This is a genomic window from Vibrio nigripulchritudo, from assembly GCF_027924785.1.
GTDB lineage: Bacteria > Pseudomonadota > Gammaproteobacteria > Enterobacterales > Vibrionaceae > Vibrio > Vibrio nigripulchritudo.
Map to the genome: position 1 here is coordinate 2,567,001 of NZ_AP027049.1, position 23,916 is coordinate 2,590,916.

The window sequence follows — 23,916 nt, forward strand, 5'->3', positions numbered from 1 at the left end:
TGCTATGGACATGCCGCACACAGATGAATTGGATACACAGCAAAGAAAAGCGAATCATCCGGAACCACACATTGTCGACAGCGAGTTCCTTAACCAGTTGGAGAACGAGTGTGAAGTACTCGCACATTATGCGTTTTCTAAAGGGCTGACCGTTCCTGGCAAGCTGATGCGGTTACTCAACTCTGATTTGTCTGAGGAAACAGACATGAGAGCTCAGCAGATTACCGACATCTACAATCAACTCGCGGAACTGGTTGCACCAGCCAAACCGCAAACCATTTTATTGATGTACGAGGAAAATAAAGAAGCCTCTCCTTTTCTGTTTCTTGGTAGTGTCCCGCTGATTCGAAGAATGATGGCAGTTGCACTGATTTCACTGTTTTCTTTGATTGGACTTAGCCTGTCGGGTTCGATCAATAATGAAAACATGGTCAGCAGCATGTTTGATTTAGAAGGCACCGATCTGCTTTATGTTCAGGCAATGTTACTTGCATCCGCGGCTATCGGTGCTTCCTTTGCAGGTTTGTTCAAAGCCAATAGCTACGTTACTCAGGGCATCTATGACCCAAAACACGAAAGCTCTTATTGGGTAAGGTTCGTTGTCGGCTTGATATCGGGTATTACTCTGACGCAATTGATTCCGATTAACTTGGATTCCGTAGCGCAATCCAACGATCTGATTGCAGATTCCGAAGCGAACCATGCTGCAATTCGCATTACCACGGCACTGCTTGGGGGGTTCTCGGCAAACTTAGTTTACAACCTGCTGGATAGAATCGTCGAAACTCTAAAATCCTTTATTACTCCTAAGAAGGTACAAAATCCGGCGGTGCTCAGGCAGCAACTGGAAAACCAGTACCGAAAAGAGAAGCTTCAGTTTGTGACTCAACTGTCTCAGGAGTTGTTGCTCATCAAGCAGGAACTCGCCAGCGACGAAAACATGTGCAAAGAAAAAATGCAGGACAGGCTAACCCAATACCTGGAGATTCTAGTAAACGGAGAGAAAAGTTCTGCACCTAAAAAGTAGTTTTCTCTCAAAGAGTTATACGCAAAGCTAAATTAACTCGGCAAAGTGTTCAAAAAAAAGACAGGATTTTCTGCTTTTGGCATTTACATCTTGAAATAGAATGATGTATTGTGAAGGAAGATGAAAATCTAAAATTTAGAGCACCTTTGCTTGCGAAACTAACCGACAACAAGTCGGTCTCTGACATCGTCAGATAACTAAAAATAGAAATATCTAAAAAAAACCAAGATACATCTAAGTCAAATCCCCAGCATCAAACTGGGGATTTTTTTGTTTAGAGACATAAACTTATAGCTTATTCCCTATTTTACTCTGTGACTTTAGGCTGACTTGAGTAAGTCGCGCTACCATCTTTTCTTAGTTCAATGAAAGCTTCGCTTTCACCATTGTCACAAGCGTAGCGAGCGCTATCTTCCGTTTCGGTCATAAGATCGCAGTGTTCCTGAACAGATCCGGTGTCCTGTGGATCGTATTCAAACGTTGCCATCACGACATTAGTATCCATGTCGTGTTTTTCTTCAATATTCACTGCAGATTTTGGTAGATAAGGGGGTAACCAACCTTGCTCAAAAATACCGGAAGAAGCCATCTCCTGATAATTTTCAAATTTTGCTGAAGCACTGTCCCCGAAAATGCCTGCCCAGACAGGAGCAGACATTAGCAGTGCCAAAGACACCATTACGTTGCGAGTTTTCATGATGATTATCCTTTAGTAATTTTTCCAAATTTCCCGTACAGCAAGGATGTTTTATAAAATGAAAGTGCAACCTTTGTCATAATAAAGTCATAGGCAAGTAAACGTTTTTTGAGCGATTTTAAGCGGTATTTTCTATCCAGGTCGACAGTTGTTTTGCCTGTTTTAGTGCATTGAAGTGAGTAACCACTCGTTCTCTGGCGCTGTGCCCCATTCGCACTCTTTCCTCAATCGAAAGTTGAGCAAACGCCACCAATTTTTCGGTTAGCTCAGCAGCACTTTTCTCATTCACCAAGTATCCCGTCTCTGGAGAAACGATTTCTTTGCACCCCATGATGTTGGATGTAATCACAGGCGTACCAACTGCCATCGCCTCTTTCAAAACCAGCGGACCGGTATCGACACAACCGGTATCGGAAAAACAAAATGGAGCAACCAGACAGTCGTATTGCGACAGGTTATCTTTCACCCAGGAATGTGGTTGAGAACCCAGAAAGTTTACATGGTCGGTTAGCCCTAAAGACTCCGACTGCGCTTCTAACTGAGCTTTCATATTTCCGTCGCCCACTATATCGAGCTGAATATTGTAGCGTTCAACCACTGGAACCAGGGCTTCAAGTAAGTATTGAACGCCTTTTGAGACCACCAGCCTTCCCAGAAAAACCAATCTGAGTGTATCCGATGGCATTTTTTCCTGCAGGACAAAGCGTTCTGTTTTTACGCCACAATGCAGAAGCTTGATATTGCCTTTCGCCAAATCAGCGAAGTCTCGCATCATGTCTTTACAAACCGCGACAACGAAGTCGCTTGCCTGTATTTTCTTGTCGATATCGAATGCCGATTCATACACGTCATGTCCATGCCCGACAAACGAACAGCTGATACCCAGGATTTTGGCTGCAACAATGGCATGTGCCGCAGTATGCTGGCAGAAATGCGCGTGAACATGATCAACGTTCGCTTCTGCAAGCTGTAGCGCCAACTTCAAGCCATAATAGAAAAGTGATTTCTTAGGCATGCCTTCCTGTTCATTTACAAAGCCCATCGCCGCCATAATCCCCGTTAGCCTTATTCTGCGGTACATGGATTTGGAAGCATCCTCTCCAACTTTGAACACCTCGTAGCTAAACGCTTTGTCACTTGGAACTTTCTCAAAGGCAAAGACACATACTTCATGTCCGCACGCTTGAATGGAATCCACCTCGGTTTGAATAAAGGTTTCACTGAGCACTGGGTATTTCGGAGTGATGAAGGCTACTTTTTTCATAGTCGTTCTCTTAATGTCGATTTGTGCCTAGGTCTTGTTGATTTAGCTTGTTGGTTTAGCTCGTTGACCTCGCTTGTTAACTTGTTACTAGGCAAAATCCGAACCAACTCAAAATAGCCTTATTTTTCTGACACCTACGATATGACCATTGTGCTCTTGTCGTCGCGACCAGATGAATTTCTCATTCTGACAAGCAATCTGAATTCCGATGCGTCAAATGATTCAGCTGGCGCTTTAGTTTGCTTTTCGATCTGATTTAAATGCATAAAATCAATAGGTTACGAAATGGCATATTTTCTGCTCTGTACATTCAGTAACGAACCGACAAAAAGGTAACCTGTTTATGAGAGCATTGACTCAATCTGCCTATTACGCTGTTGGCATCATTATGATGAAAGGGGTATCGCTGATGATGATCCCTTACCTGACCCGTAAACTGTCGCTGAGTGAATACGGCTCTTTGGAAGCCTTATTACTGCTGGCAGACATAGGTACGATAGTGTTTAGCTTTGGGTTGGTTAATGCCATGTATCGCTATGTGGGCACCGCAAAGGGAGAAGAAAAACGTACCCTAATTTCAAATTGCTTCTCACTCAGTGCCATTTTTTGCGTCTTAGGCGCTTTGCTGTTAATCGCAACCATCCCGCTCTTCGTTACTCTGCTTCCTGTAGCGGTATCCGAATATCAGATCTTACTTTTAGCCGTACCAACCTTGTTGGATGGTCTCATTACCATTCCACTGACTTTGATGAGAATGAATGAACTGGCTAAGCGATTTTGCGTATTGAACGTAGGTAAAGCTCTCGGTCAGGCATTTTTAACGTTTGTTTTGTTGGAATTGGGATACGGCATAGATGCGGTCCTGATATCTGGTGCAGTATCGAGTAGCTTGCTCTTACTTTGCCTATTTGGGTATCAGTGGCAACAAATGGGGCGTTTTGGTTATCTTAAGCATTCAAAAATGCTGCTCCAATTCAGTTTGCCTACACTCGCTGGCTTCTTATCTATGTACATGATTACAGGTTTAGACCGATGGCTGCTCGCCAGCTATGTGGGTGTAGAAGAACTGGCGGTGTACGCGATTGCCGTAAAGTTTGCGTTGATCTTAGGTTTAGTGTTGCAACCATACTCGCTCTGGTGGTTCCCCAATCGAATCTCCTTGTTACAACAACCAGATGGCAAACAGATTTGCGCCGACAAAGCCATGCTTGGCACTAATTTGGGAATATTCTTTGGTTTGGGAATGATCCTGACCGTACCGGGTTTTATTGCTTTTGCTCTTCCCGAGAGCTATCAGCTATCCAGTACCATTGTGGTCGTCCTGCTCGCGATAAACGTGATTAAAAACGCGGGCGATTATCTGAACCTGGGTTGCTACAGCGGAGACTCCAGCCAAGCACAGATGTGGATTCAGGGGATATGCGCTGTTGTCGCCACTGCGGGGTATTTCATCTTTGTACCTATTTATGGATTGTGGGGAGTGGTTGCCGTACTCGGTAGCGCATACACAATGCGACTGTTACTGCTCTATTCTGTAAGCCAGTCAATGGAATACCTTCCGTACAATCATTCCAAATGGATATTAAGCACTATGCTTTCTGTTGTTGCTTGGGGAGTGTATCAATGGCTAGTTAAGCTCTTACCCGCAGTACCTGAAATAGTAATGGGAACAGGAGTTGGTCTGGCGATATCTGTTGCCTTCATTTATCTAAAGATTCTGCCTGTACCTGAGGCGCTGCTGTGCAAATTGAGCTTGAAGAAGCCATCTTCAAAATCAGTCGCGTAAGCACCACTCATAAACGTGAGTTCTCTCAGCGCTTTTTACATTTGTATACAGAAGCGGATACGAGGTTTAAGGTAATATAATCAAATAACCTTAAGATGCTTGCGTTCCTATAGAGAGTTTATGAATCAGCAAAAAGCGCTTCCTTTCTTAATATCTGGTCCCATTTTACGTAAAGCCACTGCGAGTGAGCTGGTCTTTTGGCTGGTTACCAGTGAGCCCGTAACCGGCACATTTGAGTTGTTTTTGGATAAAGCCGACATGCCTTGGCTAAGCCATGACATGGCCGATGTCTCGACCGTTAAGGCTGGAAAGAATGCTTACGTCACTTTGGTGCATCTGGAAAATGACTTTCCCGTCGACCAAACACTTTCCTATGACTTCGACACCCAATATGGAAGCCTCGCTGCTCAGTACCCTCATCTAACTTATGATCAAGAACAGCGAATTGAGTTTAAGATTTCTACATCCGCTGAATACATCCTTCATGGTTCCTGTCGCAATCCTCATCACAATGGCAAAGATGCATTGGTCGCGGCTGACAATAAAGTGCTTTCGCAAAAGGTGACAGAGCGACCAGACATGCTTTTGATGTCGGGTGATCAAATTTACGCCGATCACGTTGCCGGACCAATGCTGAATGCTATTTTACAGGTTATAGATTTGCTCGGTCTGCCAGAAGAAACCTTTGAGAGTGCTCCCTTTGGTACGGCTTCTGAACTCTACTCCCACCCTCAATGCTTTTATGGTCGGGAGTCGCTGCTTCCCACTTATATCGAAGAACGCAGTTGGTTGTGGTCGTTTTTGCCACAGTCCGAATCTCCGATATTCAGTTCTCGCGACTGCGGAAACCATCTGATCAGCTTTTCAGAATTTTTTGCCATGTACCTTTTGGTGTGGTCACCAACGCTATGGGAGCATCTTGGGTACACACAGGCACCGGATTCATTAAGCGACAGTAACAAGCAACGCTGGGCTAAAGAGGCAGAACAAATCGGTTTGTTTGTAGCTGGCTTATCTAACATCCAGAGGCTACTGGCACACATTCCGACCTATATGATTTTTGACGACCATGACATCACCGACGACTGGAACCTCACCGTAGGGTGGGAGCAAGCAATGTATGGTCACCCGTTCTCGGAACGAATCATTGGCAACGGGCTTATCAGTTACTGGCTCTGTCAGGGCTGGGGAAATGACCCTCATCAGTTCAATTCCGAATTTATGGCGCTGGCAAACGCTTATTTTGATTCGCCAGAATCAGAATCTCAGGATGCGTTTATACGATACCTGTACCAGTTCGAGAGGTGGCATTACACCATTCCAACCTCCCCTAAAGTCGTGGTATTAGACACCCGCACCCGACGCTGGCGTTCAGAATCGAAGATGAATAAACCTTCTGGCTTGATGGACTGGGAAGCCTTGATGGAGTTTCAACATGAGCTGATGCATCAGGATAAGGTAGTCGTTGTGTCTGCTGCACCAATGTTTGGGGTGAAATTTATTGAAGCGCTACAAAAGGCCATGACCATGCTGGGTCAGCCGCTGGTGATCGACGCCGAGAACTGGATGGCACACCCGGGAAGTGCCAATACACTCCTGAGCATATTTACGCACACCAAAACACCGACTAATTTTGTCATCCTGTCTGGGGATGTTCACTACTCGTTCGCCTACGACATTAAACTCAGGTTTAGAAAATGCAGCCCTAATATTCATCAGATCACGTGCAGTGGTATTAAGGCTCAGTTCCCAGAGCCTCTGTTGGGCTTTTGTGACCACGCGGACAGGTTACTCTATTCCCCTCGCTCTCCACTGAATTTCTTCACCAAACGTAAGCGGCTGAAAATCCAAAAGCGCGACCCAAGCATAGAAGGCATGCGCAGGTTGGTAAACTCCACCGCTATCGGTGAAGTAAGACTGGATTCAACAGGAAAACCCCAGCGAGTGTCCATTCTAAAAGGGGACGGGGATGAAGTGGACTTCACACCAACAAAGCAAAGTTCTTAGAGCTTATACCCAAGTAACCTCAAGATGCTAGGTTCAGCGACCTATTCATCTAGAAGAAAGGAACTGGCTTTCAGACAAGACACCGATTTGAAGATCTAGTGGTTCTAAATCAAGAATCGGTAACGCAGTATGAAAGTCAGTTAAACTCGCCCTTGGGAGCCCATATTCTGCTCCATTTCATCGTCAAAGAACTTGGAAAGGACTCGTCATTCCACTGCGTTCCTGATTTTGAAATTAGAGAGGCTTGAACTGAAACAGAATATGAGGCTCTGAATCCGGCATCTTGAGGTCACTTGGGTATATATTGACCTTTTGCGATTAAATTTTGTTCCCTTTCTGCCGCGAACTCATCTTTACCTTTAACACCCAGAAAATTGGCTGGGTGATAAAGGAGAAAAAGAATGAGTACCAAAGAAGCAATCAATGTCTATCACAAGGATATGTTTAATCGCCGAGGTTTTCTTAAAGGCTTTGGCGCAGCAACACTTTCTGCCACAGCACTAACCATGATGAGCGGTTGTTACACTGCTCGGGCAAACCATCATGGTGGTTATGCCTCCGATTCTACCGCTCAAAACGATATCGCCATTCTGAACACAGCTATCTCCGCGGAGCAGGAAGCCGTTGCGGCCTATCAGTTAGGAGCGGAAAGCCAGCTACTAAGCCCAGAATTACTTAAAGTTGCCGTACAGTTTCAGGGACATCACAAAGAGCACATCGAACTGCTCGCATCGGTTGTCACCCAGCTTGGTGGCACACCCAATACGCCCGAAGAACAGTATCAGTTTCCCGTCGAACAACTCAAACGCCCTTCAGACGTTTTAATGTTTGCTGCCCAGTTAGAGCGCGGAGCAGTCAGTGCCTATGCTGGTGCCATTCCATTATTCGATAACAGGGATTACTCCAAAGCAGCCGCCAGTATTCTGGCCGACGAAGCCATGCACTGGGCTATCCTCAGAAATGCACTCGGACTGGATCCAGTTCCAGGCGCATTCTTTTCTTAATAGCGTTTACTTTGCGCATCAGAGCAACGAAATCGGCTGAGTATACCTCTCAGCCCGTTTCACCAACGTTATCAGGAGAAGTTATGCGTTGCATTTTGTTATTACTGGTTTTAGCCCCATTTGCTCAGGCTAAAGCTCTTGAGCAGGGCGAAGTTCTTGAATTAGGTAAAGAGGTGTATCAAACCTGTCTTGGATGCCACTCCCCCACCTTTCATCGCACGGGTCCGAAGCACTGCTTTTTATTTGGCAAGGAGATTGGCAGTCAAAAAAACTACCGTTACAGCCAGGCAATGCTTGATTCTGAAAGCGTCTGGAACGCAGAAACTCTGGATCGTTTTTTAGAAAACCCAAGAAAAACCATTCCGGGGACTAAAATGACAGTAGCGGGTATCAAAGATAGCGGGCAGAGGGAGGCAGTGATCATTTACCTGAAATCCCTCAATCACGAATCAGAAGAATGTACAGGATTAGATAATGACGAATAACGATTTAACCTCTTATTCTGATATCGACCTTGTCGAGCGAGTATTAGAAAAAGACAGCCAAGCCGCAGAGGTATTGGTTCGTCGATATAATCAGTTGCTGTTTCGCATTGCCCGAGGGTTCACTCAAAGTAACGACGACGCAATGGATATTGTTCAGGAAGCCCACCTGCGTGCGCTTCAAAGTCTGTCCTCTTTTCGGGGACCAACAGGCTATTCCAGCTGGTTAACCGTGATCACTCGAAACGTTGCTCTGAACCGGCTACGTACCGATCAACGTTTAGAGTTTTTTGGTGATGACGAACCCGTTTCAAGCTGTCCCACTTTTTCTGTATCGGAGCCAGTGATGAACCAAAACATACTCCAGTTGTTAGAAAAAGAGATAGACCAGTTACCCGTCATGTATCGAACCGTATTTGTGATGCGTAGCGTACAGGGAATGACATCTCTGGAAACAGCAGACTCGCTCGGACTGGATGTAAATGTCATCAAAACTCGCTATCGACGTGCCAGACTTCAGCTTCAGTCTCAGTTGATTGCTCATATGGAACGAGAGTCGATGTCGCTCTACGAGTTTGCTGGCGAACGTTGTAATACAGTGACCCGAAACGTGTTGTCTGAGTGGCAGAAGTGTAGACCCAAAACTCTCAACTGATAAACACTATCGACTGGAAATCAATTGCTGGATAAACGTATCGACCTGGTCAGTGTAAGTGGACTTTGCTCCCAGAGACACATTCAGTTTTCGGTGGGACAGGTTCACAGACAACAGCTTTCCCTGCCCACCGAACTCACGGAGCTTCTCAATAAAATCTTGAGACTGGGAACACGAATCCAGCTTTCTGCTCGTAGAGCATACGGCTAAAAATGGAGGGATGGCGGTTCGGAGCTGACTAATTGGTGACGCCTGCTCCCAATAAATGGGATTATCGCCAAAGGCATTTCTATAAAACCAGCTTACATCATCCCCTTTCATTATCTTAGTCACGTCATAAGCCATAGTGTCTAGGGAGACTGTTCCAAGCCACGGCTCGATTTCCATTGATTCCGCAACGGCAGGTGTAGAAGAAACTAGCGACACCAAATGGGCACCGGCAGAGTGTCCCATTAGAATAAACTGGCTGGCATCCGCTCCCCACTCACCAGCTTGTTGCTGGGAAAAGCGCAGAGCTTTTCGAACATCCTGAGCCTGTTCTACTGGTCGAATATCAGGCAGCATCCGGTAGTTGATTGATACCACTACCATTCCCTGAGATACCCATTTCTCTATCTTATTTTTAACCTGTGATCCCGTGCCTTTGTCCCCAATTCGCCAGGCCCCACCATGGACAAAAAAGATCACCGGTGCACTGCGCGCAAACTTTGGAAAGTACACATCCAACTTCTGCTTTCGATGCTCTCCATAAGGAATATCTAAAAACTTATGGTGATCAACGGCAAAAGCGGGCTTTACCGCAAAAGCAATAAGAGAGACAAAGAAACTGATAACGAATTTAGATCTATTCATTTGTTACTTCCGAACCCGACCTAATCTAAGTATAGATAATGGCGTATCCTCAATCAGAGCGACATCACCATAATATGCTGTGGTCCGGCAGCGCCACCATGATAGAGCTCTTGGGTATCTTGAAAACCAGCAAGATCGTAGCAACGATATGCGCCGGGATTCTTGCAGTTCACGGTTAGATAGATGGAATGATGGTTCGGGTATTGATCATTGAGAAAAGGTTTTAGGCTCGCAACGGCTTGCTTCCCGTATCCATTTCCCTGATATCGACTATCAATGAAAAACGCTCGAAGCCCCAAAGAACCAGATTGGGCAAACTCGTAGCTTGCAGGGTAACTGGTATCTATTAGGAAAAAGCCAACAATTCTGTCACCTGAAAGCATCACATTCGGATGCACCTTGTCATCTACATTGACCAAAATTTCTTCCATGGTCCCTACAAACTTAAGTTGCGACTCTTCGACACGTAAATCGGAAACCTGCTCCAGATGCTTAGGTTCCATCGGTTGTAAGCTCAACATATTAACTGTCCTTTTTCACATTCCATTCTGATTTCAATATTGCGTAGATAACGGTGTCCCACCAACGTTCTTTAAAAAACCGATGTTCAACAAACTGAGCTTCTTTTCTCATTCCAAACTGGCGGCACATCGCAATTGCTGCTTTGTTCGCACCGATGGTTTCGGCATAGAGTCGATGCACATTCAATGTTTCAAAGCCAAAGGCAGCTATCGCTTCGACGGCTTCCTGAGCGTATCCAGCTCCTTGAAACTCACGAGCTACGCCACATCCCATCGATGCCTGATGATCGGTTTCTATCCGAATGCCGCAAGTACCGATAACCTGACTGGTATCTTTGAGCACAATGGCTAATTGATATTTGGAGCGAGGGATTTCTGATGCTTGCTCAACGAACAAGTTAACCAGAAACTCTGCTTTCTCGACAGAACAATCCTCTTCATCGTAAAAGCGCTGATACTTCTCATCTTGTGTTAAGCGAACATATGAGGATACGTCCTCAGGTATAAAGTCCCTTAAAATCAGCCGTTCTGTAACGATTTCAAACACTTTGAACTCCTTTTCTCTTTGCGCGGGAATATAATCAATCCGGTATTAATTAACTACTAATTTGTTTGTGTCAGCATGACCAAGCCGTTGATGACAGACATTGTAGTGAAATGAAACAAAGGTTTTAATTCTTATACAACATAGCTATCCTCTTCGTTCTCTTGTTTTGAAAGGAATGAAAATGCAAGGTAACACCTCTTTAAATCGTTGGTTTGCCATCCCAAACCCTAAACCCGACGCCGCTTTACGAATTTTCTGCCTTCCATATGCGGGAGGGAATGTCAGTTCTTTCCTTCCTTATGCATCTATAGAAGGGCTAGATGTAGAGCTTTGCGCAGTTCAATTGCCGGGTAAAGGCAGTCGATTAAGAGAAGCGCCGTACGAAAATATGAGTGCCTTGGTCAACGATCTTGCAACAGCTCTAATTCCACTGATGGATAAACCTTTCATTATTTGGGGACACAGCCTAGGTTCAAGAATCGGGTACGAACTGATTAAGCTACTAAAAAGTAAAGGGATGAGACTGCCCGTTCATTTCATTTTGGCCGCTTCACGTGCGCCGCATGAGTTTAACTCTGAGCGACCTATGCACGGATTGTCTGATGAAGAGTTTAAAGGAAGGTTGAAAGAGATGGGCGGGACACCTGATGAAGTCATCGAACATGATGAACTAATGGCTTTACTTCTTCCTGGCTTAAGGTCCGATTTTAAACTTGCCGAAACACACAAGGTCTCAGAAATCATTCCACTCAATATTCCAGCAACATTATTTGGTGGCACCAAAGATACCACCATTCCATCGCATACACTGCCAAGATGGGAAAACCACTTAACAGCGGGATTTGAGTTGGTGATGATTGAAGGGGATCACTTTTTTATCGACAAGCAATTTGACTCAGTGAGTAAAAAGCTTGTCGATATCGTTCAGCCAATTACAGAACAGCTACTTGCTGACGCTTAAACCTTTTCGGGGTTAAGGACTAAGCAGGTACGCGTTCCCAGCGGATATTGACGCCATATTGATTGAGTGTTTTGACTGAAGCGAGCACACACTGGCAGGCGAAGTTTTGCGGTAATGCGATGTCTTCAGCAAGCAACTCGGGAAGGAGCGGAAAGGCACATAAATCATCGTTGCCTTGCTGCTCAACCAACTTGGACATGCTTTCCCCAAGCCCAATTTCGACCAGCATACAATTCCCGAGCTCTTCAGATACGCACCTTAACCCTTCTTCCAGTTGCACGGTTTGCCGAATTTGATTTGCCCAGTAACCCGTGCTCTCTACCTCACTCTGTTGAGCCCACCTGCCTGTTACGGTGGACACGAAAGGGGTCTTAATTGGGTGGCTTGGGAGACCTTCTATATAAGACGCCAGGGTTTTGCACGCCTCCGACATCAAGTCTGAATGGAAAGCGTACCTTTGCGATACGTACTGACCCCTTATCGCTTCCTTTGCATGCTGTTCAAGCCAATGAGTTAAGGGGTCTGAACCGCCAGACACAACACATTCGTTTGGCGCATTAACGTAAGCAAGCGAGAGCTTTTGTTCCATTTCCGTATGCTCTTCATTCCACTCGTCCAGCCACTCGTTTACCTGCTCCTTGCTTTCTGGCACAGCAAACATCGCCCCGGATTGCGCACTTTCCATCAAGCGCTGGCGAGAACAGACCATCGACAACGCATCATCAATGTCCAGTAAACCGCTGATACAGGCGGCTACGCATTCCCCGAGGCTTTCACCAATCAGGGCATCGGGTTTGATTCCCCAGTGAATCAAAGTCGAAGCCAACGCGTACTCAAAAACAAATAGTTGAACCTGACTAACAGGTCTCCCCTCTTCGGTTTGGCACTCTCCAAAAAATCGCTCCGTCTCTCCGGCAAGATGTCCATCAATCTGAGTTAAATGCCATAAGCATTCCTCTACCCTTTCATGAAAGAAATCAAAGTTTTCATACAATGGTTTTGCGCAGCGATGAGGTTCAGATTCGTAACCACTGAACATGAAAACGACACTTGGTTTGCCATTGCTTATTGTGGCTCCATCTTGGGAATCTTCTTGATCTGTTTGAAGATAATTTGTGCCCTGTCCTCCCTGTGCTGACTCTGGTTTTAGACGCTGTGAAACCTCTGTATTTGTGTTGCCAAACTGTGCTGAAAAATGACTTGCTTCCTGGTTGCTCACCCCTGAAGCATGGGTCTTATCTAAATGGAACATTGTTTTCGCTCCTTGAATGGAACTTCAGGTCTGAAGGCGCTGAAAATCGGAGGGTTATCCTCAAAATACAGAACACCTGAAAGCGCACCCGAAAAATTCAGACCGTAATCCCAGATTTTTTATAGTGAATTGATTGATCGAGCAAATTGACGTCGAATCTACGAATATCATGCTCATTTGTAAAAATTTGAAAGATTTTCATGCATTAAGCTGGTCTTCTAGCTTCTATACACTTTTCTACCTGAGAATCTTGTCGATACTCAGATATCTTCAATTATTTATAAATTCACAATTATCACTAGGTGGTATAAAAGACATGGAGTGTTGCAATTTTGAATGCAAGTAACTTCGCCCATTTAAAGCGCATGGCAATGTTTGCTGCTATTGTCGAAGCTGGCAGCTTTTCTGCCGCGGCCAGAAGACTCAAAACTGACCGTTCAAAGCTGAGCAAACAGCTGTCCGAACTGGAAATTCAACTGGGCTCTCGACTCATTCACCGTTCTACCCGGAAACTGTCTGTCACCCTCGAAGGACAAAAGGTTTATAACGAGGTCAAGCAGTTACCCTACCTGTTAGCACATGTGGAATCTTTGATTGCACCAAAAGAAGTGTCTGGTCGCGTTTCTCTGACCATGACATACGACATCGCCATCAATCAGGTGCTACCCATCCTTGAAACGTTCAGAGAAGAATACCCAGATGTTGAGCTCGACTTAATCATGAATGACCACAAGTCAGACATTGTCGCTGAAAACATCGATCTTGCCTTACGTGTCGGCTCCCCTCAGGACAGTTCACTTATTGCCCGACAAATGTTCGAGCAAAGTGCTCACATATTTGCCAGCCCCGATTATATTGAAAAACACGGAATGCCATTATGTGCCGACGATCTCGAATCCCACTATTGGATCCTTCTTGAGCAGCAATCGGCGAGCAACAATCTGCAAAAACTCTTCTATGAGGGAAAACCCGTCACCGTCGCACCTAAGCATTATCACTGTTGTAATTCTCCATTGGTGATGCAGACACTCACTAAAATGGGCGTCGGAATAGGTCTGCTTATACCCTGCACCATTCAAAAGGAAATCGAAGCTGGAGAACTGGTTCAAGTGGCGTGTGGTGTTCGTAGTGAACCCAAAATATTCAACCTTGTTTACCCGTCCAGAAAACAAATGCCCGCCAGAATCAGACATTTAATTGATTTTTTAATGGGGGCAGACATCTTTTCAGGAATGAACTATACGAGCTGCTGACTCAATATAAATTTTAAGGTCTACCATATGTTAAATTATCGAGCTTAATATCTATAAAAAACCCAGGGGTATTTTGCTCGATCTTTTAACATTTGAATGCAAATTAAGCATCTTTATGAAATGTTGATAATATTAAACTGGTCAATAAACAACCCAAAAGGTTTATTAGCAACCCTTTAACCACATATTTTAAGTGGTTTATTTCATCTCTTAAATTGACAGAAATATCAAGTTACAGTTCTTTCGACATTAGGCTCCAGACAATATGAAAAAGCCAACCCACATATCCATATAAATAAAAAGGCTTTATTGGAACTATAATTATCTGGCTCATTAAATTACACGTAAGGAGCAGATTTAATATAGCAACGCTTTGGCAGAGTGCTGTTTAGTAGATTCACGGCTTATTTGATTAATTGTTTGATACACACAAGCAGCGAGATCGTTTTTCAGCACAATGAAGAACTTCTTACGCTCCCGAAACCCTCTGAATTACTAGTCAATACGCTGACCATGCTGATATGGTTTTATATAAAACGATAACCAGTATGTCATTAACTACTTCATCAGTTTTTCCTGGTTAAAGCGTATGCAAGTTGAATGAAATCGATTTGAACACAGATCTCAAAATTTACCACAACAAGAGAAAGGTTATATCAGAAATAATATGAGCATTAATACTAAGACCAGAAAAATGGCACACTAATATTATGGGAATGGTATTTTTCTTTATTTATTTCGCTCTGTAAAACAGATTGTTGCTAGGAAAACCACGCATTACCTCATTTTTTGAAAAAATGAAATTAATATTTTTGTAATTTATACATAGATTGAAATTTACAGTTCTGAACAAGTAAAAGCTTGCTAATTTAACAATTTGGTACTTTAATTCACCCTTTAGTATCTAAGTTCTAATATCACTGCATTTTGTAAGAGATTTGTTTCAAATGATAATGAATTGTTAACGAAAACTTAGGTTTTTGTTTGACGTCATTTCACGTGCAAATTTTTTCTAATTTCGCATCTGATCCGCGTATTTGGGTGCTTCGTATTTTAAGTATTGTCTTTGAATTTATTCTGGCGTGAGCTCCAGGGAGGACAAATGAAAATAAAATGTAACATAAAAGTTGCATTAATATTAACTTCAGTCGTGGGGCTGATTTTATTAGGCGTACTATTCTTCGGCAGTAACATGGTGTTATTCGATCCTAAGGGACCAATCGGTCAAGCTCAGGAATCGCTGATTATCACTTCCGTTTTGCTTATGGCAATCATCATCGTTCCGGTGTTGTTCCTATGTGTGTACTTCCCATACAAGTATCGTGCATCTAACAAAGATGCTGAATACAAACCTAACTGGGAACACTCAACAAAAATCGAAGTGATAGTTTGGACTGTACCATGTTTAATCATTCTGGCTTTGGGTTGGGTTACTTATGAAACCTCCCACTCTCTTGATCCACGCCGTGAGATTGAATCTGATAAAAAGCCCCTGACTATCCAAGTCGTTTCAATGAACTGGAAGTGGTTGTTCATTTACCCTGAACAGCAAATCGCAACGGTAAACGAACTGGCTTTCCCAGTTGATCGTCCTGTCGAATTCCTTGTTACCTCTGACACCACTATGAACTCGTTCTTCATTCCTCAATTGGGTAGTCAAATCTACGCAATGGCAGGCATGGAAAACCGTCTTCACCTGATGGCATCAGAAGAAGGTGTCTACCGCGGTCTGTCTGCAAACTACAGTGGGTTTGGCTTCTCTAACATGCACTTTAAAGCGCACGTAGTCGACGACTCAGAATTCAACGACTGGTTGAGCAAAGTTAAGACGTCTGAGCAAGCACTTAACGACGCCAGCTACCAAGTATTGATAGATAACGAGAAAGAACAAATCCGTACACCGCACCCGGTGACGTATTACTCGACCGTAGACCCTTTGAGATTCAAAGACATTATTGAGAAACATTCAGGAGTCCAAAATGGCCTATAAAGGCGACGTACATGCCGAACCTGATTTAATATTCGGGAAACTTAACTGGGATGTCATCCCTTATTATGACCCAGTAATTTTGCCCGTAATGGTTGCAGCTATTTTGGGTGGATTAGCACTGTGTGGCTTAATCACCTACCAGAAAAAATGGACATACCTGTGGAATGAGTGGTTTACCTCTGTCGACCACAAAAAGATAGGTATCATGTATATCATCGTGGCTTTAGTCATGATGTTCCGTGGCTTCTCGGACGCCGTTTTGATGCGTTCTCAGCAAGCCCTAGACACTATCGATGCAGGCTACTTGCCTCCTGAGCACTACGACCAGATCTTTACCGCCCACGGCGTAATCATGATCTTCTTCGTAGCAATGCCATTCATCGTTGGTCTGATGAACGTTATCGTTCCTTTGCAGATCGGTGCTCGAGACGTTGCTTTCCCATTCCTGAACTCTTTGAGCTTCTGGCTATTTGTTGTAGGCGCTATCTTGATTAACCTGTCTCTGTTCGTTGGTGAGTTCGCGGCAACAGGTTGGTTGGCATACCCACCACTTTCTGGGATGGAGTACAGCCCTTGGGTAGGGGTCGATTATTGGCTCTGGTCTCTCCAGATATCAGGTATTGGTACGCTTCTGACGGGTGTTAACTTTGTCGTAACTATTCTGCGTATGCGTGCGCCTGGCATGAAGCTAATGCAAATGCCTGTGTTCACATGGACATCTTTGTGTGCGAACGCCCTGATTGTTGTTGCTTTCCCAATCCTGACGGTAACACTGACCTTACTGACTCTTGACCGTTACATCGGTACTCATTTCTTCACGAACGACATGGGCGGCAACGTCATGATGTACGTGAACCTGATTTGGGCATGGGGTCACCCAGAAGTTTACATCCTGATTCTGCCTGCTTTCGGTATCTTCTCTGAAGTGTGTGCAACCTTCTCACGTAAACGTCTGTTTGGTTACACTTCACTAGTATGGGCAACCGCAGTAATCATGCTGATGTCGTTCATCGTATGGCTACACCACTTCTTTACCATGGGTGCCGGCGCAAGTGTTAACGCCTTCTTCGGTATAGCCACCATGATCATATCCATACCCACCGGGGTTAAGATATTTAACTGGCTGTTTACCATGTACAAAGGTCGTGTTGAGTTCACAGCAAGTATGTGGTGGACCTGTGCATTCCTAGTGACATTTACTATTGGCGGTATGACAGGTGTAATGCTGGCAGTTCCAGCAGCAAACTTCGTACTGCACAACAGCTTGTTCGTAATCGCTCACTTCCATAACGTAATCATTGGTGGTGCATTGTTCGGTTACTTCGCTGGCTTTACTTACTGGTTCCCGAAAGCAACTGGCTTCAAGCTCAACGAGAAGTGGGGCAAGATCTCATGTGTGCTTTGGACTGTAGGTTTCTTCGTTGCCTTCATGCCTGTATACGTACTTGGCTTCAACGGCATGACTCGCCGTCTTGCGACTATCGACAACCCAGAGTGGGCTCCATTGCTTTGGATCGCAGCTTGTGGCGTAGGTATCATCGCTCTTGGTGTTGCTGCTCAGGTATGGCAGATCTTCATCAGTATCCGTGACCGTAAGGACAACATGGACACAACAGGTGACCCGTGGAATGCGCGTACTCTTGAGTGGGCTACTTCTTCACCACCAGCGTTCTACAACTTCGCTACACTACCTAAGATCCACGATCGTGATGAGCACCAATACCGCAAAGAACACGGTATGGCTTACCAGAAACCTGATCGCTACAAGCGCATTCACATGCCTCGTAACACTTGGGCTGGCGTTGTTATCAGTGCATTCTCACTAGTATTTGGCTTTGCGTTTGTATGGCACATCTGGTGGATGGTAATTGCTAGCTTCCTGGGTATGGTTGTGTCTTGGATTGCCTACAGCTTCCAGCGCAATAAAGACTACTTCGTTGAAGTATCTGAAGTTGAGGCTATTGAAGGACCTCATCTAGCTCGAGTGTATCAGGATCACCCTGAATTCAACTCAGCGAATAATAAAGATGCTGATAACAATGACGTTAAATCTGGTTCCCCAGCGGTTTAAGGAGTGAGGAAATAAAATGACTGCACATGATAAATCAGTGCTGGATACCAATAGTTCGTTTGAGCATCACGGCTCGGATGGTGGTCATGATGATCATGACCACCACGACTACGCTGGCGATACTATCTTCGGTTTCTGGGTCTACATCCTAAGCGACTGTTTATTATTCGGTACTTTGTTTGCGGTATTTGCGGTGTTCTCTACCAGCTTTGCCGGCATCATTGAACCAACTGAACTGTTTAACCTGTGGTTCGTTGCAGGTGGTACTGCGCTTCTACTACTCAGTAGTTTCACTTTCGGTATGGGTATGCTGAAAGCGAAAGAGCGTGATGAAAAAGGCATGTGGTTCTGGTTATGGACCACCTTTGCCCTTGGTCTTGGCTTCTTGATTATGGAAATCTACGAGTTCCATCACTTCAGCGAAGCAGGTGCCACTTTCGACAGCAGCGCCTACTGGTCTTCATTCTATGCACTTGTTGCTACTCACGGTCTGCACGTATTTGCAGGTCTGATTTGGATGATCATTCTTTACTTCCACTTCAAACGTGATGGCTTCACAGAAGACAACCATGCACGTCTGTCTTGCCTGAGCTTGTTCTGGCACTTCCTGGACGTTATCTGGATCTGTGTGTTTAGTGTTGTTTACCTAATGGGAGTTATGTAATGGGACAATCTGCAGAACATGGTCACGGCGGCCAAGCTCATGGCAGCGTTAAAGAATACGTACTGGGTCTGATTTACTCTATCGTATTGACCGTTATCCCATTCGCTATGGTGATGATGGACGTAGGTTCTCCGCAGTTGAAAATTGGCGTAATCCTGATCTGTGCTGTTGCTCAGGTTTTGGTTCAGCTTGTTTTCTTCCTGCACATGAACACGTCTTCCGAGCAAATGTGGAACACCACCTCCGCTGTTTTTGTGGTGTTAATAGTCGCCATCGTATTGATTGGTTCGCTCTGGATCATGGAGCACCTGAACCACAACATGCTGATGGGTCACTAATCGGAATACATAATGATTTCGAATTATTTACAACTGACTAAACCTGGCATCATCCGCGGCAACCTAGTTGCCGCGGCTGGCGGATTCTTTCTGGCCTCTCAGGGCCAGATTGACTGGCAGCTTTTCCTTGCCGTGTGTTTAGGTACTACGTTCATAGTGGCATCTGGCTGCGTATTCAATAACTTCATCGATAAAGACATCGATGCAAAAATGAAGCGCACATGCCAACGTGAACTGGTACAAAAAGTCGTTCCCGTTTCGAACGCGCTTATTTGGGCGACGATTCTGGGTGTAGCAGGCTTTGTTACTCTATTTTTCTACACCTCTATTGTCGCCTTCTGGTTTGGTGTGCTTGGTTTTGTGGTCTATGTTGGTTTCTACAGCCTTTACTACAAGCGTCACTCCGTACATGGCACTTTGATTGGTGGTTTGTCTGGTGCATGCCCACCTGTTATCGGTTACTGTGCAGTCACTAATCAGTTTGATGTAGGTGCAGCCATTGTTTTCCTAACTTTCTGCATCTGGCAAATTCCGCACTCATACGCTATAGCGATTTATCGCTTCGAAGACTACAAAGCGGCATCTATCCCTGTTTTGCCTATCAAAGAAGGGATCGATAAAGCTCGTACGCATATTATGGCGTACATAGTTGCGTTTGCGATTGCTTCTCTAGCCCTAACCTATCTGGGTTACGCGGGAAGCTGGTACGCACTTGGAATGGGTTTGGTTAGCATGTACTGGTTGTATCTTGCGAAAGTAAGCTTCCAGAAGATGCCGACAGAACAATGGGGTAAGCAGCTTATGCTCTTCTCTATCGTCTGTATTATGGTTTTCTGCGTTCTAATCTCTATCGATTTTTCACCATCAGAAATCCATGAAACTCATCAAGCTTCTTTGAATGCTCTCCAACTTAAGGAGTTTATCTAATGTCTCGAAACCCAGTGAAGTTAGTTTTAGCATTGGGTGTCCTTGCTCTGGCAGGTCTTCTTGCACTTTACGTGGACAACTCAACGATTCCAATCGGTGAGAAGCCTCGCCAGTTCAAAGACTTAGGTGGTAAATTTCAACTTGATAGCGCAACTGGTGCGATCAATTCCGAAGAATTCAAAAACAATGTTGTTGTGATGTATTTCGGCTTCTTAAACTGCGCGGAAGTATGCCCTTCTTCAATGGGTGTGATGTCTGCGTCGTTCAAGTATTTATCGGAAGATGTGTACAACAAGACGCAAGGTTTCTTCGTAAGTGTTGACCCTAAACGAGACGATTTAGATTCTCTTCATGAATTTGCTCAGCACTTTGATAAGCGAATTCTTGGTCTGACAGGCACAGAAGAAGAAATTAAAACCATGACAAACCAATATGGTGTGTATTTCGATTTGGTTGACATGGAATCTTCAGAGCTCGCCTACACAGTAGACCATGCCTCGCGTTTCTACGTCATTGACCCAAGCGGTCAGTTGATTGATTCGATGAGTCACAGCACAACGCCAATTGAGCTTTCGGCTCGAATTGAGCGTGCATGGGAAGAGTACAATTCGAAAAAAGGTGACGCTTCATGAAACTAGCCAAAATAGGGCTAGTTTGTTTTGTCGCGTTTCTACTGGCTTTTTCAGTCGCTTACTACGAAAAAACCAAAAAGCCGTTCTATCAGCCTGATCCTCGCCCTTCAAGCAAAGTTCAAAAGCTCTCCGGCGAGGTCTACGTTGATTACGCACGAATGAAAGCCACCATTCCCGGTATTAAGGTGACATCAGGTTACTTTACGCTAACAAACAAAAGCTCTGAAACCATCAGATTTACAGGCGTTGAGACCAACGCAGCCAAACATACGGAATTTCACCGAATGTTTCTGCGTGACAGCAGAATGGCGATGCGCAAAATTGATGTTCTTGAAGTCGGTGCTAACGAATCTTTGGAGCTGAAGCCTGGTGGCTATCACTTGATGCTATTAGGTATTAAACAGCGATTTGTTGAAGGCGATACCGTCGAAGTCACGTTGATACAGGATACTGGCGAGCGTTATACTCTCAACTTCCCAGTCATGACCATTAAGGCAAAATAAGCCTTATTCTACGGAGCGTTACATGAAACCCGCTTTGATTTTACTTTCCGGTTTAGTGGTATTTTCCCCTACAGTTTTGGCAGAAGACGAAGCGCCCGTAAAAACATCGATGGACAGTATTGCTGAAAAGCAAACCATCCCCTGCTCTCAGGAACTTCGTCAACTGGCAAGAGCCAGCCTTAAGAAGAACCCCCATCGAATGCTGTCTTATAACAGCGAGCCCGATGATGTTCACTTATACAACGCATTAGCCGTCACAAATTATCGCGACCGCGATAGTCATGTCACTTTTCACGGTGTGAAAAATACAAGTGGTACCTGCGATACTTCGGTTACCGAAAGTTATGTTTTACAAACTTCATGTGCTGATGCTCGACACGAAGCGTTCAGTAAATGGGATTTCCAAGGCAAGTTAACCGACAGAACCTTTGTACTCACCAGTAAACGTATTGCTGGCAAACAGGCGTTTCTGACGGAGCAGTTTTCGACACTTTGTCTGGTGACTACCCGCCAGGTGGTTCGCAACTGATTTGAAACATCATGAACCTGAATCAAAACCATTGGTTCGGGTTCTTCTTTCTTTTCCCCCTCTATTCACCTCCTGTCTCCCATAAAAACAAGGTCACTTCTCGCAAAGCGTTGTGAGATATCATCTACTTATCGTCGTTACCTGTTGGTATTTTCAACCTCGCCAACCAAACAGCTATCACTAACACATCTCAATGTAACCATTTGTTTTTATTAAACTATCGAGGTAAATGGATTCGAAAGTTCAAATCTGAAGACACGCAAAACTGCACCAGTTTCAAACAAATGTAAATTTTTCACTCTCCAGCTCTCCCTTCCACTTCACACTGAATAAAAGGTAAGTAATTGTATTTGTTAATTAATAAGTTAAGAATTTGGACATCTTAGTTAAACGGGTCAATGTCCTACATATTTTGAAGCATTATCTGTCTTGTCGCTTCAATTCATTGAGCCGATAATGCCCTACATGGGAACATTCCCCAGTTGATGCAAGTGGAATTCAATCTACTGAACGTTCACCGGTATCTGTTGTTCCTTAATCAATCTGGGCTTATCGCCCTTTTAAAGCCAGACGCATGTCTGGCTTTTATTTTGACTTGCACACAACTCCCACTAAACAAATCAAGACATTTGTTTAAACCAAATACATAGAACACCGATAGAACTAAGAATTAAATGATTATTAATTAATGAGTTAACTCATTATAGAGTGAAAAACAACGCCATTTAATAACCCTTCTTGAATTCATAAAATCGCTGACATTTTATTCAAAATGGCGGACAATTCGCGACGTTAAATTTGATGATGATAAAGCACGATCTACCAGCATGTATGTTTCCATGTTGCCTGCGCATGTTATCGGTCAGTTAATAGAGATGATTTGAATGAACTCGAATATGGCTATGTATTTAGTCTCGGGTTTCCGCTACACTTCTCCGCTTTGCCATAGAACCTCAAAGGAAAGTGAATAGGTATTGTGTTGGATTCTGCTTGGCAGCTCAGCAACCAGGTTAAATAAATCAAACACCTTGGCGACACTTTAATCGCTTCAACAGAAGAAATGTATGACTAACAGCCCTTATTACCCACCACTCTCTTCGCTGCTTTTCCTGCTGTTTTGTCTGCTCTATGCACAAGGTTTTTACTCACTGGTAGAAAGCTCGGTTTGGGTAGGGTTCTTTCTCACTATTATATTGCCTGCTCTGTTGTGGCCTTTGGTTAAGCCTGTCGATAACGCACGCGAACTAAAACGAATCTTCTTCTTAGAAACAAGCTTTAACTTGCTTTGTTTCATGCTGCTGACTGAGCTCATCAGCCTTGAGAGCTTTGATAAAGGCATGATGGCTTTCATCATTGCGCATACCATTGGCTTTTTGTACGTGCAATGGAAAAAGCAAGCGCATGCCTCTTTCTTTCTATCGGCTTACCTCGCTATTTCTATTTACGTTTGGCTGGCGGGCAGCAAACAAACTTACTTAGACGACAGTGGTTCCATCATCTTATTTGGCACCAGTGTTCCATGGCAACTGATCGTGCTCTACTGCGCGTGGGTGCTTCAAATGCTGTTAGTGGAATATAAGTGGGTTCTTCCTAAGCTGACTCTGCTCATCACACAAACTGCGTCTATCGCCATTGCGATATTTGCTGACGATTTTTTTCATGCACGAATCGTAACCTCAAGCCATCTGATGTTTCTGAGCTTGTGTTTCCACATGAAAGACAGAGACTGGGGCGGCTCCAACTTTATGGTTGCCCCTAATTTAACCCGGCATATCATTACGCCTAATGCGCAGTACGGGATCACTGCCACTCTTGTCGTCATTTCTGGCGTTACTTCATTTAGCTTATTTTTCTGACAATTCTAAAGTCTGTAGGTCTTGCGCCTCAATCTATTTGGCTTCTGACAGCAAGTTCAGAAGCCAGCTTTACCATTTCTCTGTCTGAAAGCTCCTCC

Annotated in this window: 23 protein-coding genes; 17 read left to right on the forward strand and 6 right to left on the reverse strand. The window is 44.4% G+C overall.

Going from position 1 to position 23,916, the window contains the following annotated elements; translation table 11 throughout:
* The first annotated feature begins 4 nt into the window (after positions 1-4).
* A complete protein-coding gene (locus QMG91_RS11680) occupies positions 5-1,027 on the forward strand; it encodes a hypothetical protein (RefSeq protein ID WP_004399201.1) in 1,023 nt (340 codons plus the stop codon).
* Positions 1,028-1,334: 307 nt separating this feature from the next.
* On the opposite strand, the gene QMG91_RS11685 is transcribed toward QMG91_RS11680, so the two are convergent.
* Complete coding sequence (locus QMG91_RS11685; RefSeq protein ID WP_022550177.1) at positions 1,335-1,724, reverse strand: hypothetical protein; 390 nt, start codon at positions 1,722-1,724, stop codon at positions 1,335-1,337.
* A gap of 118 nt (positions 1,725-1,842) precedes the next feature.
* The gene (locus QMG91_RS11690; protein WP_281826626.1) at positions 1,843-2,988 is read right to left on the reverse strand and encodes a glycosyltransferase; all 1,146 of its coding nucleotides are present in this window, start codon (positions 2,986-2,988) and stop codon (positions 1,843-1,845) included.
* 343 nt (positions 2,989-3,331) lie between these two features.
* On the opposite strand from QMG91_RS11690, the gene QMG91_RS11695 reads away from it, so the two are divergent.
* The 5 genes from QMG91_RS11695 (at position 3,332) to QMG91_RS11715 (ending at position 8,922) form a co-directional block, all read left to right on the forward strand.
* Positions 3,332-4,774, forward strand: a complete 1,443-nt coding sequence (locus tag QMG91_RS11695) for a lipopolysaccharide biosynthesis protein (protein ID WP_281826628.1) — start codon at positions 3,332-3,334, stop codon at positions 4,772-4,774.
* Between the two features lie 120 nt (positions 4,775-4,894).
* Complete coding sequence (locus tag QMG91_RS11700) at positions 4,895-6,781, forward strand: alkaline phosphatase D family protein (RefSeq protein WP_281826630.1); 1,887 nt, start codon at positions 4,895-4,897, stop codon at positions 6,779-6,781.
* A 401-nt stretch (positions 6,782-7,182) separates the two neighbouring features.
* Complete coding sequence (locus QMG91_RS11705; protein WP_004399196.1) at positions 7,183-7,785, forward strand: ferritin-like domain-containing protein; 603 nt, start codon at positions 7,183-7,185, stop codon at positions 7,783-7,785.
* 83 nt (positions 7,786-7,868) lie between these two features.
* On the forward strand, positions 7,869-8,270 hold the full coding sequence (locus QMG91_RS11710; RefSeq protein WP_281826633.1) for a c-type cytochrome: 402 nt from the start codon (positions 7,869-7,871) through the stop codon (positions 8,268-8,270).
* The gene (locus QMG91_RS11715; RefSeq protein WP_281826635.1) at positions 8,260-8,922 is read left to right on the forward strand and encodes a sigma-70 family RNA polymerase sigma factor; all 663 of its coding nucleotides are present in this window, start codon (positions 8,260-8,262) and stop codon (positions 8,920-8,922) included. The genes QMG91_RS11710 and QMG91_RS11715 overlap by 11 nt, the downstream gene beginning before the upstream one ends.
* 6 nt (positions 8,923-8,928) lie before the next feature.
* Here QMG91_RS11715 and QMG91_RS11720 read toward each other — a convergent pair whose 3' ends face one another.
* Genes QMG91_RS11720 through QMG91_RS11730 form a run of 3 tightly spaced genes read right to left on the reverse strand, consistent with a single transcriptional unit; the run spans position 8,929 to position 10,842 of the window.
* Positions 8,929-9,774, reverse strand: a complete 846-nt coding sequence (locus QMG91_RS11720) for an alpha/beta hydrolase (RefSeq protein ID WP_281826637.1) — start codon at positions 9,772-9,774, stop codon at positions 8,929-8,931.
* 53 nt (positions 9,775-9,827) lie between these two features.
* Positions 9,828-10,295, reverse strand: a complete 468-nt coding sequence (locus QMG91_RS11725; RefSeq protein WP_022599162.1) for a GNAT family N-acetyltransferase — start codon at positions 10,293-10,295, stop codon at positions 9,828-9,830.
* Between the two features lies 1 nt (position 10,296).
* Positions 10,297-10,842, reverse strand: coding sequence for a GNAT family N-acetyltransferase (locus QMG91_RS11730; protein ID WP_022599161.1), 546 nt, complete (start codon positions 10,840-10,842; stop codon positions 10,297-10,299).
* Positions 10,843-11,023: 181 nt separating this feature from the next.
* Here QMG91_RS11730 and QMG91_RS11735 point away from each other — a divergent pair, with 181 nt between their 5' ends.
* Positions 11,024-11,803 carry a thioesterase II family protein gene (locus QMG91_RS11735; RefSeq protein ID WP_022599160.1) on the forward strand — a complete coding sequence of 260 codons (780 nt, stop codon included), beginning with the start codon at positions 11,024-11,026 and terminating at the stop codon, positions 11,801-11,803.
* 19 nt (positions 11,804-11,822) lie between these two features.
* On the opposite strand, the gene QMG91_RS11740 is transcribed toward QMG91_RS11735, so the two are convergent.
* Positions 11,823-13,055, reverse strand: coding sequence for an acyltransferase domain-containing protein (locus tag QMG91_RS11740; protein WP_022599159.1), 1,233 nt, complete (start codon positions 13,053-13,055; stop codon positions 11,823-11,825).
* A gap of 332 nt (positions 13,056-13,387) precedes the next feature.
* On the opposite strand from QMG91_RS11740, the gene QMG91_RS11745 reads away from it, so the two are divergent.
* The 10 genes from QMG91_RS11745 to QMG91_RS11790 all read left to right on the forward strand — a co-directional run bounded on the left by QMG91_RS11745 (position 13,388) and on the right by QMG91_RS11790 (position 23,818).
* Entirely contained in the window at positions 13,388-14,308 is a 921-nt protein-coding gene (locus QMG91_RS11745) for a LysR family transcriptional regulator (RefSeq protein WP_022599158.1), read from the forward strand.
* 1,102 nt (positions 14,309-15,410) lie between these two features.
* The gene (gene cyoA, locus QMG91_RS11750) at positions 15,411-16,298 is read left to right on the forward strand and encodes a ubiquinol oxidase subunit II (RefSeq protein ID WP_022599157.1); all 888 of its coding nucleotides are present in this window, start codon (positions 15,411-15,413) and stop codon (positions 16,296-16,298) included.
* 28 nt (positions 16,299-16,326) lie between these two features.
* The gene (gene cyoB / locus QMG91_RS11755; RefSeq protein ID WP_049545018.1) at positions 16,327-18,369 is read left to right on the forward strand and encodes a cytochrome o ubiquinol oxidase subunit I; all 2,043 of its coding nucleotides are present in this window, start codon (positions 16,327-16,329) and stop codon (positions 18,367-18,369) included.
* Between the two features lie 16 nt (positions 18,370-18,385).
* Positions 18,386-19,033: a cytochrome o ubiquinol oxidase subunit III gene (cyoC, locus tag QMG91_RS11760; protein WP_004399185.1), complete on the forward strand. Its 648-nt coding sequence runs from the start codon at positions 18,386-18,388 to the stop codon at positions 19,031-19,033.
* Positions 19,033-19,371 (forward strand): cytochrome o ubiquinol oxidase subunit IV, encoded by a 339-nt coding sequence (cyoD, locus tag QMG91_RS11765; RefSeq protein WP_004399184.1) that lies wholly within the window; start codon positions 19,033-19,035, stop codon positions 19,369-19,371. The genes cyoC and cyoD overlap by 1 nt, the downstream gene beginning before the upstream one ends.
* 12 nt (positions 19,372-19,383) lie before the next feature.
* On the forward strand, positions 19,384-20,298 hold the full coding sequence (cyoE, locus tag QMG91_RS11770) for a heme o synthase (RefSeq protein ID WP_004399183.1): 915 nt from the start codon (positions 19,384-19,386) through the stop codon (positions 20,296-20,298).
* Positions 20,298-20,930 carry an SCO family protein gene (locus QMG91_RS11775; RefSeq protein ID WP_281826643.1) on the forward strand — a complete coding sequence of 211 codons (633 nt, stop codon included), beginning with the start codon at positions 20,298-20,300 and terminating at the stop codon, positions 20,928-20,930. The genes cyoE and QMG91_RS11775 overlap by 1 nt, the downstream gene beginning before the upstream one ends.
* Positions 20,927-21,433 (forward strand): copper chaperone PCu(A)C, encoded by a 507-nt coding sequence (locus QMG91_RS11780; RefSeq protein WP_223096408.1) that lies wholly within the window; start codon positions 20,927-20,929, stop codon positions 21,431-21,433. Before QMG91_RS11775 ends, QMG91_RS11780 begins: the two co-directional genes overlap by 4 nt.
* A gap of 22 nt (positions 21,434-21,455) precedes the next feature.
* Positions 21,456-21,962: a hypothetical protein gene (locus QMG91_RS11785; protein WP_004399180.1), complete on the forward strand. Its 507-nt coding sequence runs from the start codon at positions 21,456-21,458 to the stop codon at positions 21,960-21,962.
* A gap of 1,064 nt (positions 21,963-23,026) precedes the next feature.
* A complete protein-coding gene (locus QMG91_RS11790) occupies positions 23,027-23,818 on the forward strand; it encodes a hypothetical protein (RefSeq protein WP_022550159.1) in 792 nt (263 codons plus the stop codon).
* Positions 23,819-23,916: the final 98 nt, after the last annotated feature.

Coding starts and splice junctions, on each gene's coding strand:
- QMG91_RS11680 (WP_004399201.1), top strand. CDS start 5: ATGGACATGCCGCACACAGATGAATTGGATACACAGCAAAGAAAAGCG.
- QMG91_RS11685 (WP_022550177.1), bottom strand. CDS start 1,724: ATGAAAACTCGCAACGTAATGGTGTCTTTGGCACTGCTAATGTCTGCT.
- QMG91_RS11690 (WP_281826626.1), bottom strand. CDS start 2,988: ATGAAAAAAGTAGCCTTCATCACTCCGAAATACCCAGTGCTCAGTGAA.
- QMG91_RS11695 (WP_281826628.1), top strand. CDS start 3,332: ATGAGAGCATTGACTCAATCTGCCTATTACGCTGTTGGCATCATTATG.
- QMG91_RS11700 (WP_281826630.1), top strand. CDS start 4,895: ATGAATCAGCAAAAAGCGCTTCCTTTCTTAATATCTGGTCCCATTTTA.
- QMG91_RS11705 (WP_004399196.1), top strand. CDS start 7,183: ATGAGTACCAAAGAAGCAATCAATGTCTATCACAAGGATATGTTTAAT.
- QMG91_RS11710 (WP_281826633.1), top strand. CDS start 7,869: ATGCGTTGCATTTTGTTATTACTGGTTTTAGCCCCATTTGCTCAGGCT.
- QMG91_RS11715 (WP_281826635.1), top strand. CDS start 8,260: ATGACGAATAACGATTTAACCTCTTATTCTGATATCGACCTTGTCGAG.
- QMG91_RS11720 (WP_281826637.1), bottom strand. CDS start 9,774: ATGAATAGATCTAAATTCGTTATCAGTTTCTTTGTCTCTCTTATTGCT.
- QMG91_RS11725 (WP_022599162.1), bottom strand. CDS start 10,295: ATGTTGAGCTTACAACCGATGGAACCTAAGCATCTGGAGCAGGTTTCC.
- QMG91_RS11735 (WP_022599160.1), top strand. CDS start 11,024: ATGCAAGGTAACACCTCTTTAAATCGTTGGTTTGCCATCCCAAACCCT.
- QMG91_RS11740 (WP_022599159.1), bottom strand. CDS start 13,055: ATGTTCCATTTAGATAAGACCCATGCTTCAGGGGTGAGCAACCAGGAA.
- cyoA (WP_022599157.1), top strand. CDS start 15,411: ATGAAAATAAAATGTAACATAAAAGTTGCATTAATATTAACTTCAGTC.
- cyoC (WP_004399185.1), top strand. CDS start 18,386: ATGACTGCACATGATAAATCAGTGCTGGATACCAATAGTTCGTTTGAG.
- cyoD (WP_004399184.1), top strand. CDS start 19,033: ATGGGACAATCTGCAGAACATGGTCACGGCGGCCAAGCTCATGGCAGC.
- cyoE (WP_004399183.1), top strand. CDS start 19,384: ATGATTTCGAATTATTTACAACTGACTAAACCTGGCATCATCCGCGGC.
- QMG91_RS11775 (WP_281826643.1), top strand. CDS start 20,298: ATGTCTCGAAACCCAGTGAAGTTAGTTTTAGCATTGGGTGTCCTTGCT.
- QMG91_RS11780 (WP_223096408.1), top strand. CDS start 20,927: ATGAAACTAGCCAAAATAGGGCTAGTTTGTTTTGTCGCGTTTCTACTG.
- QMG91_RS11785 (WP_004399180.1), top strand. CDS start 21,456: ATGAAACCCGCTTTGATTTTACTTTCCGGTTTAGTGGTATTTTCCCCT.
- QMG91_RS11790 (WP_022550159.1), top strand. CDS start 23,027: ATGACTAACAGCCCTTATTACCCACCACTCTCTTCGCTGCTTTTCCTG.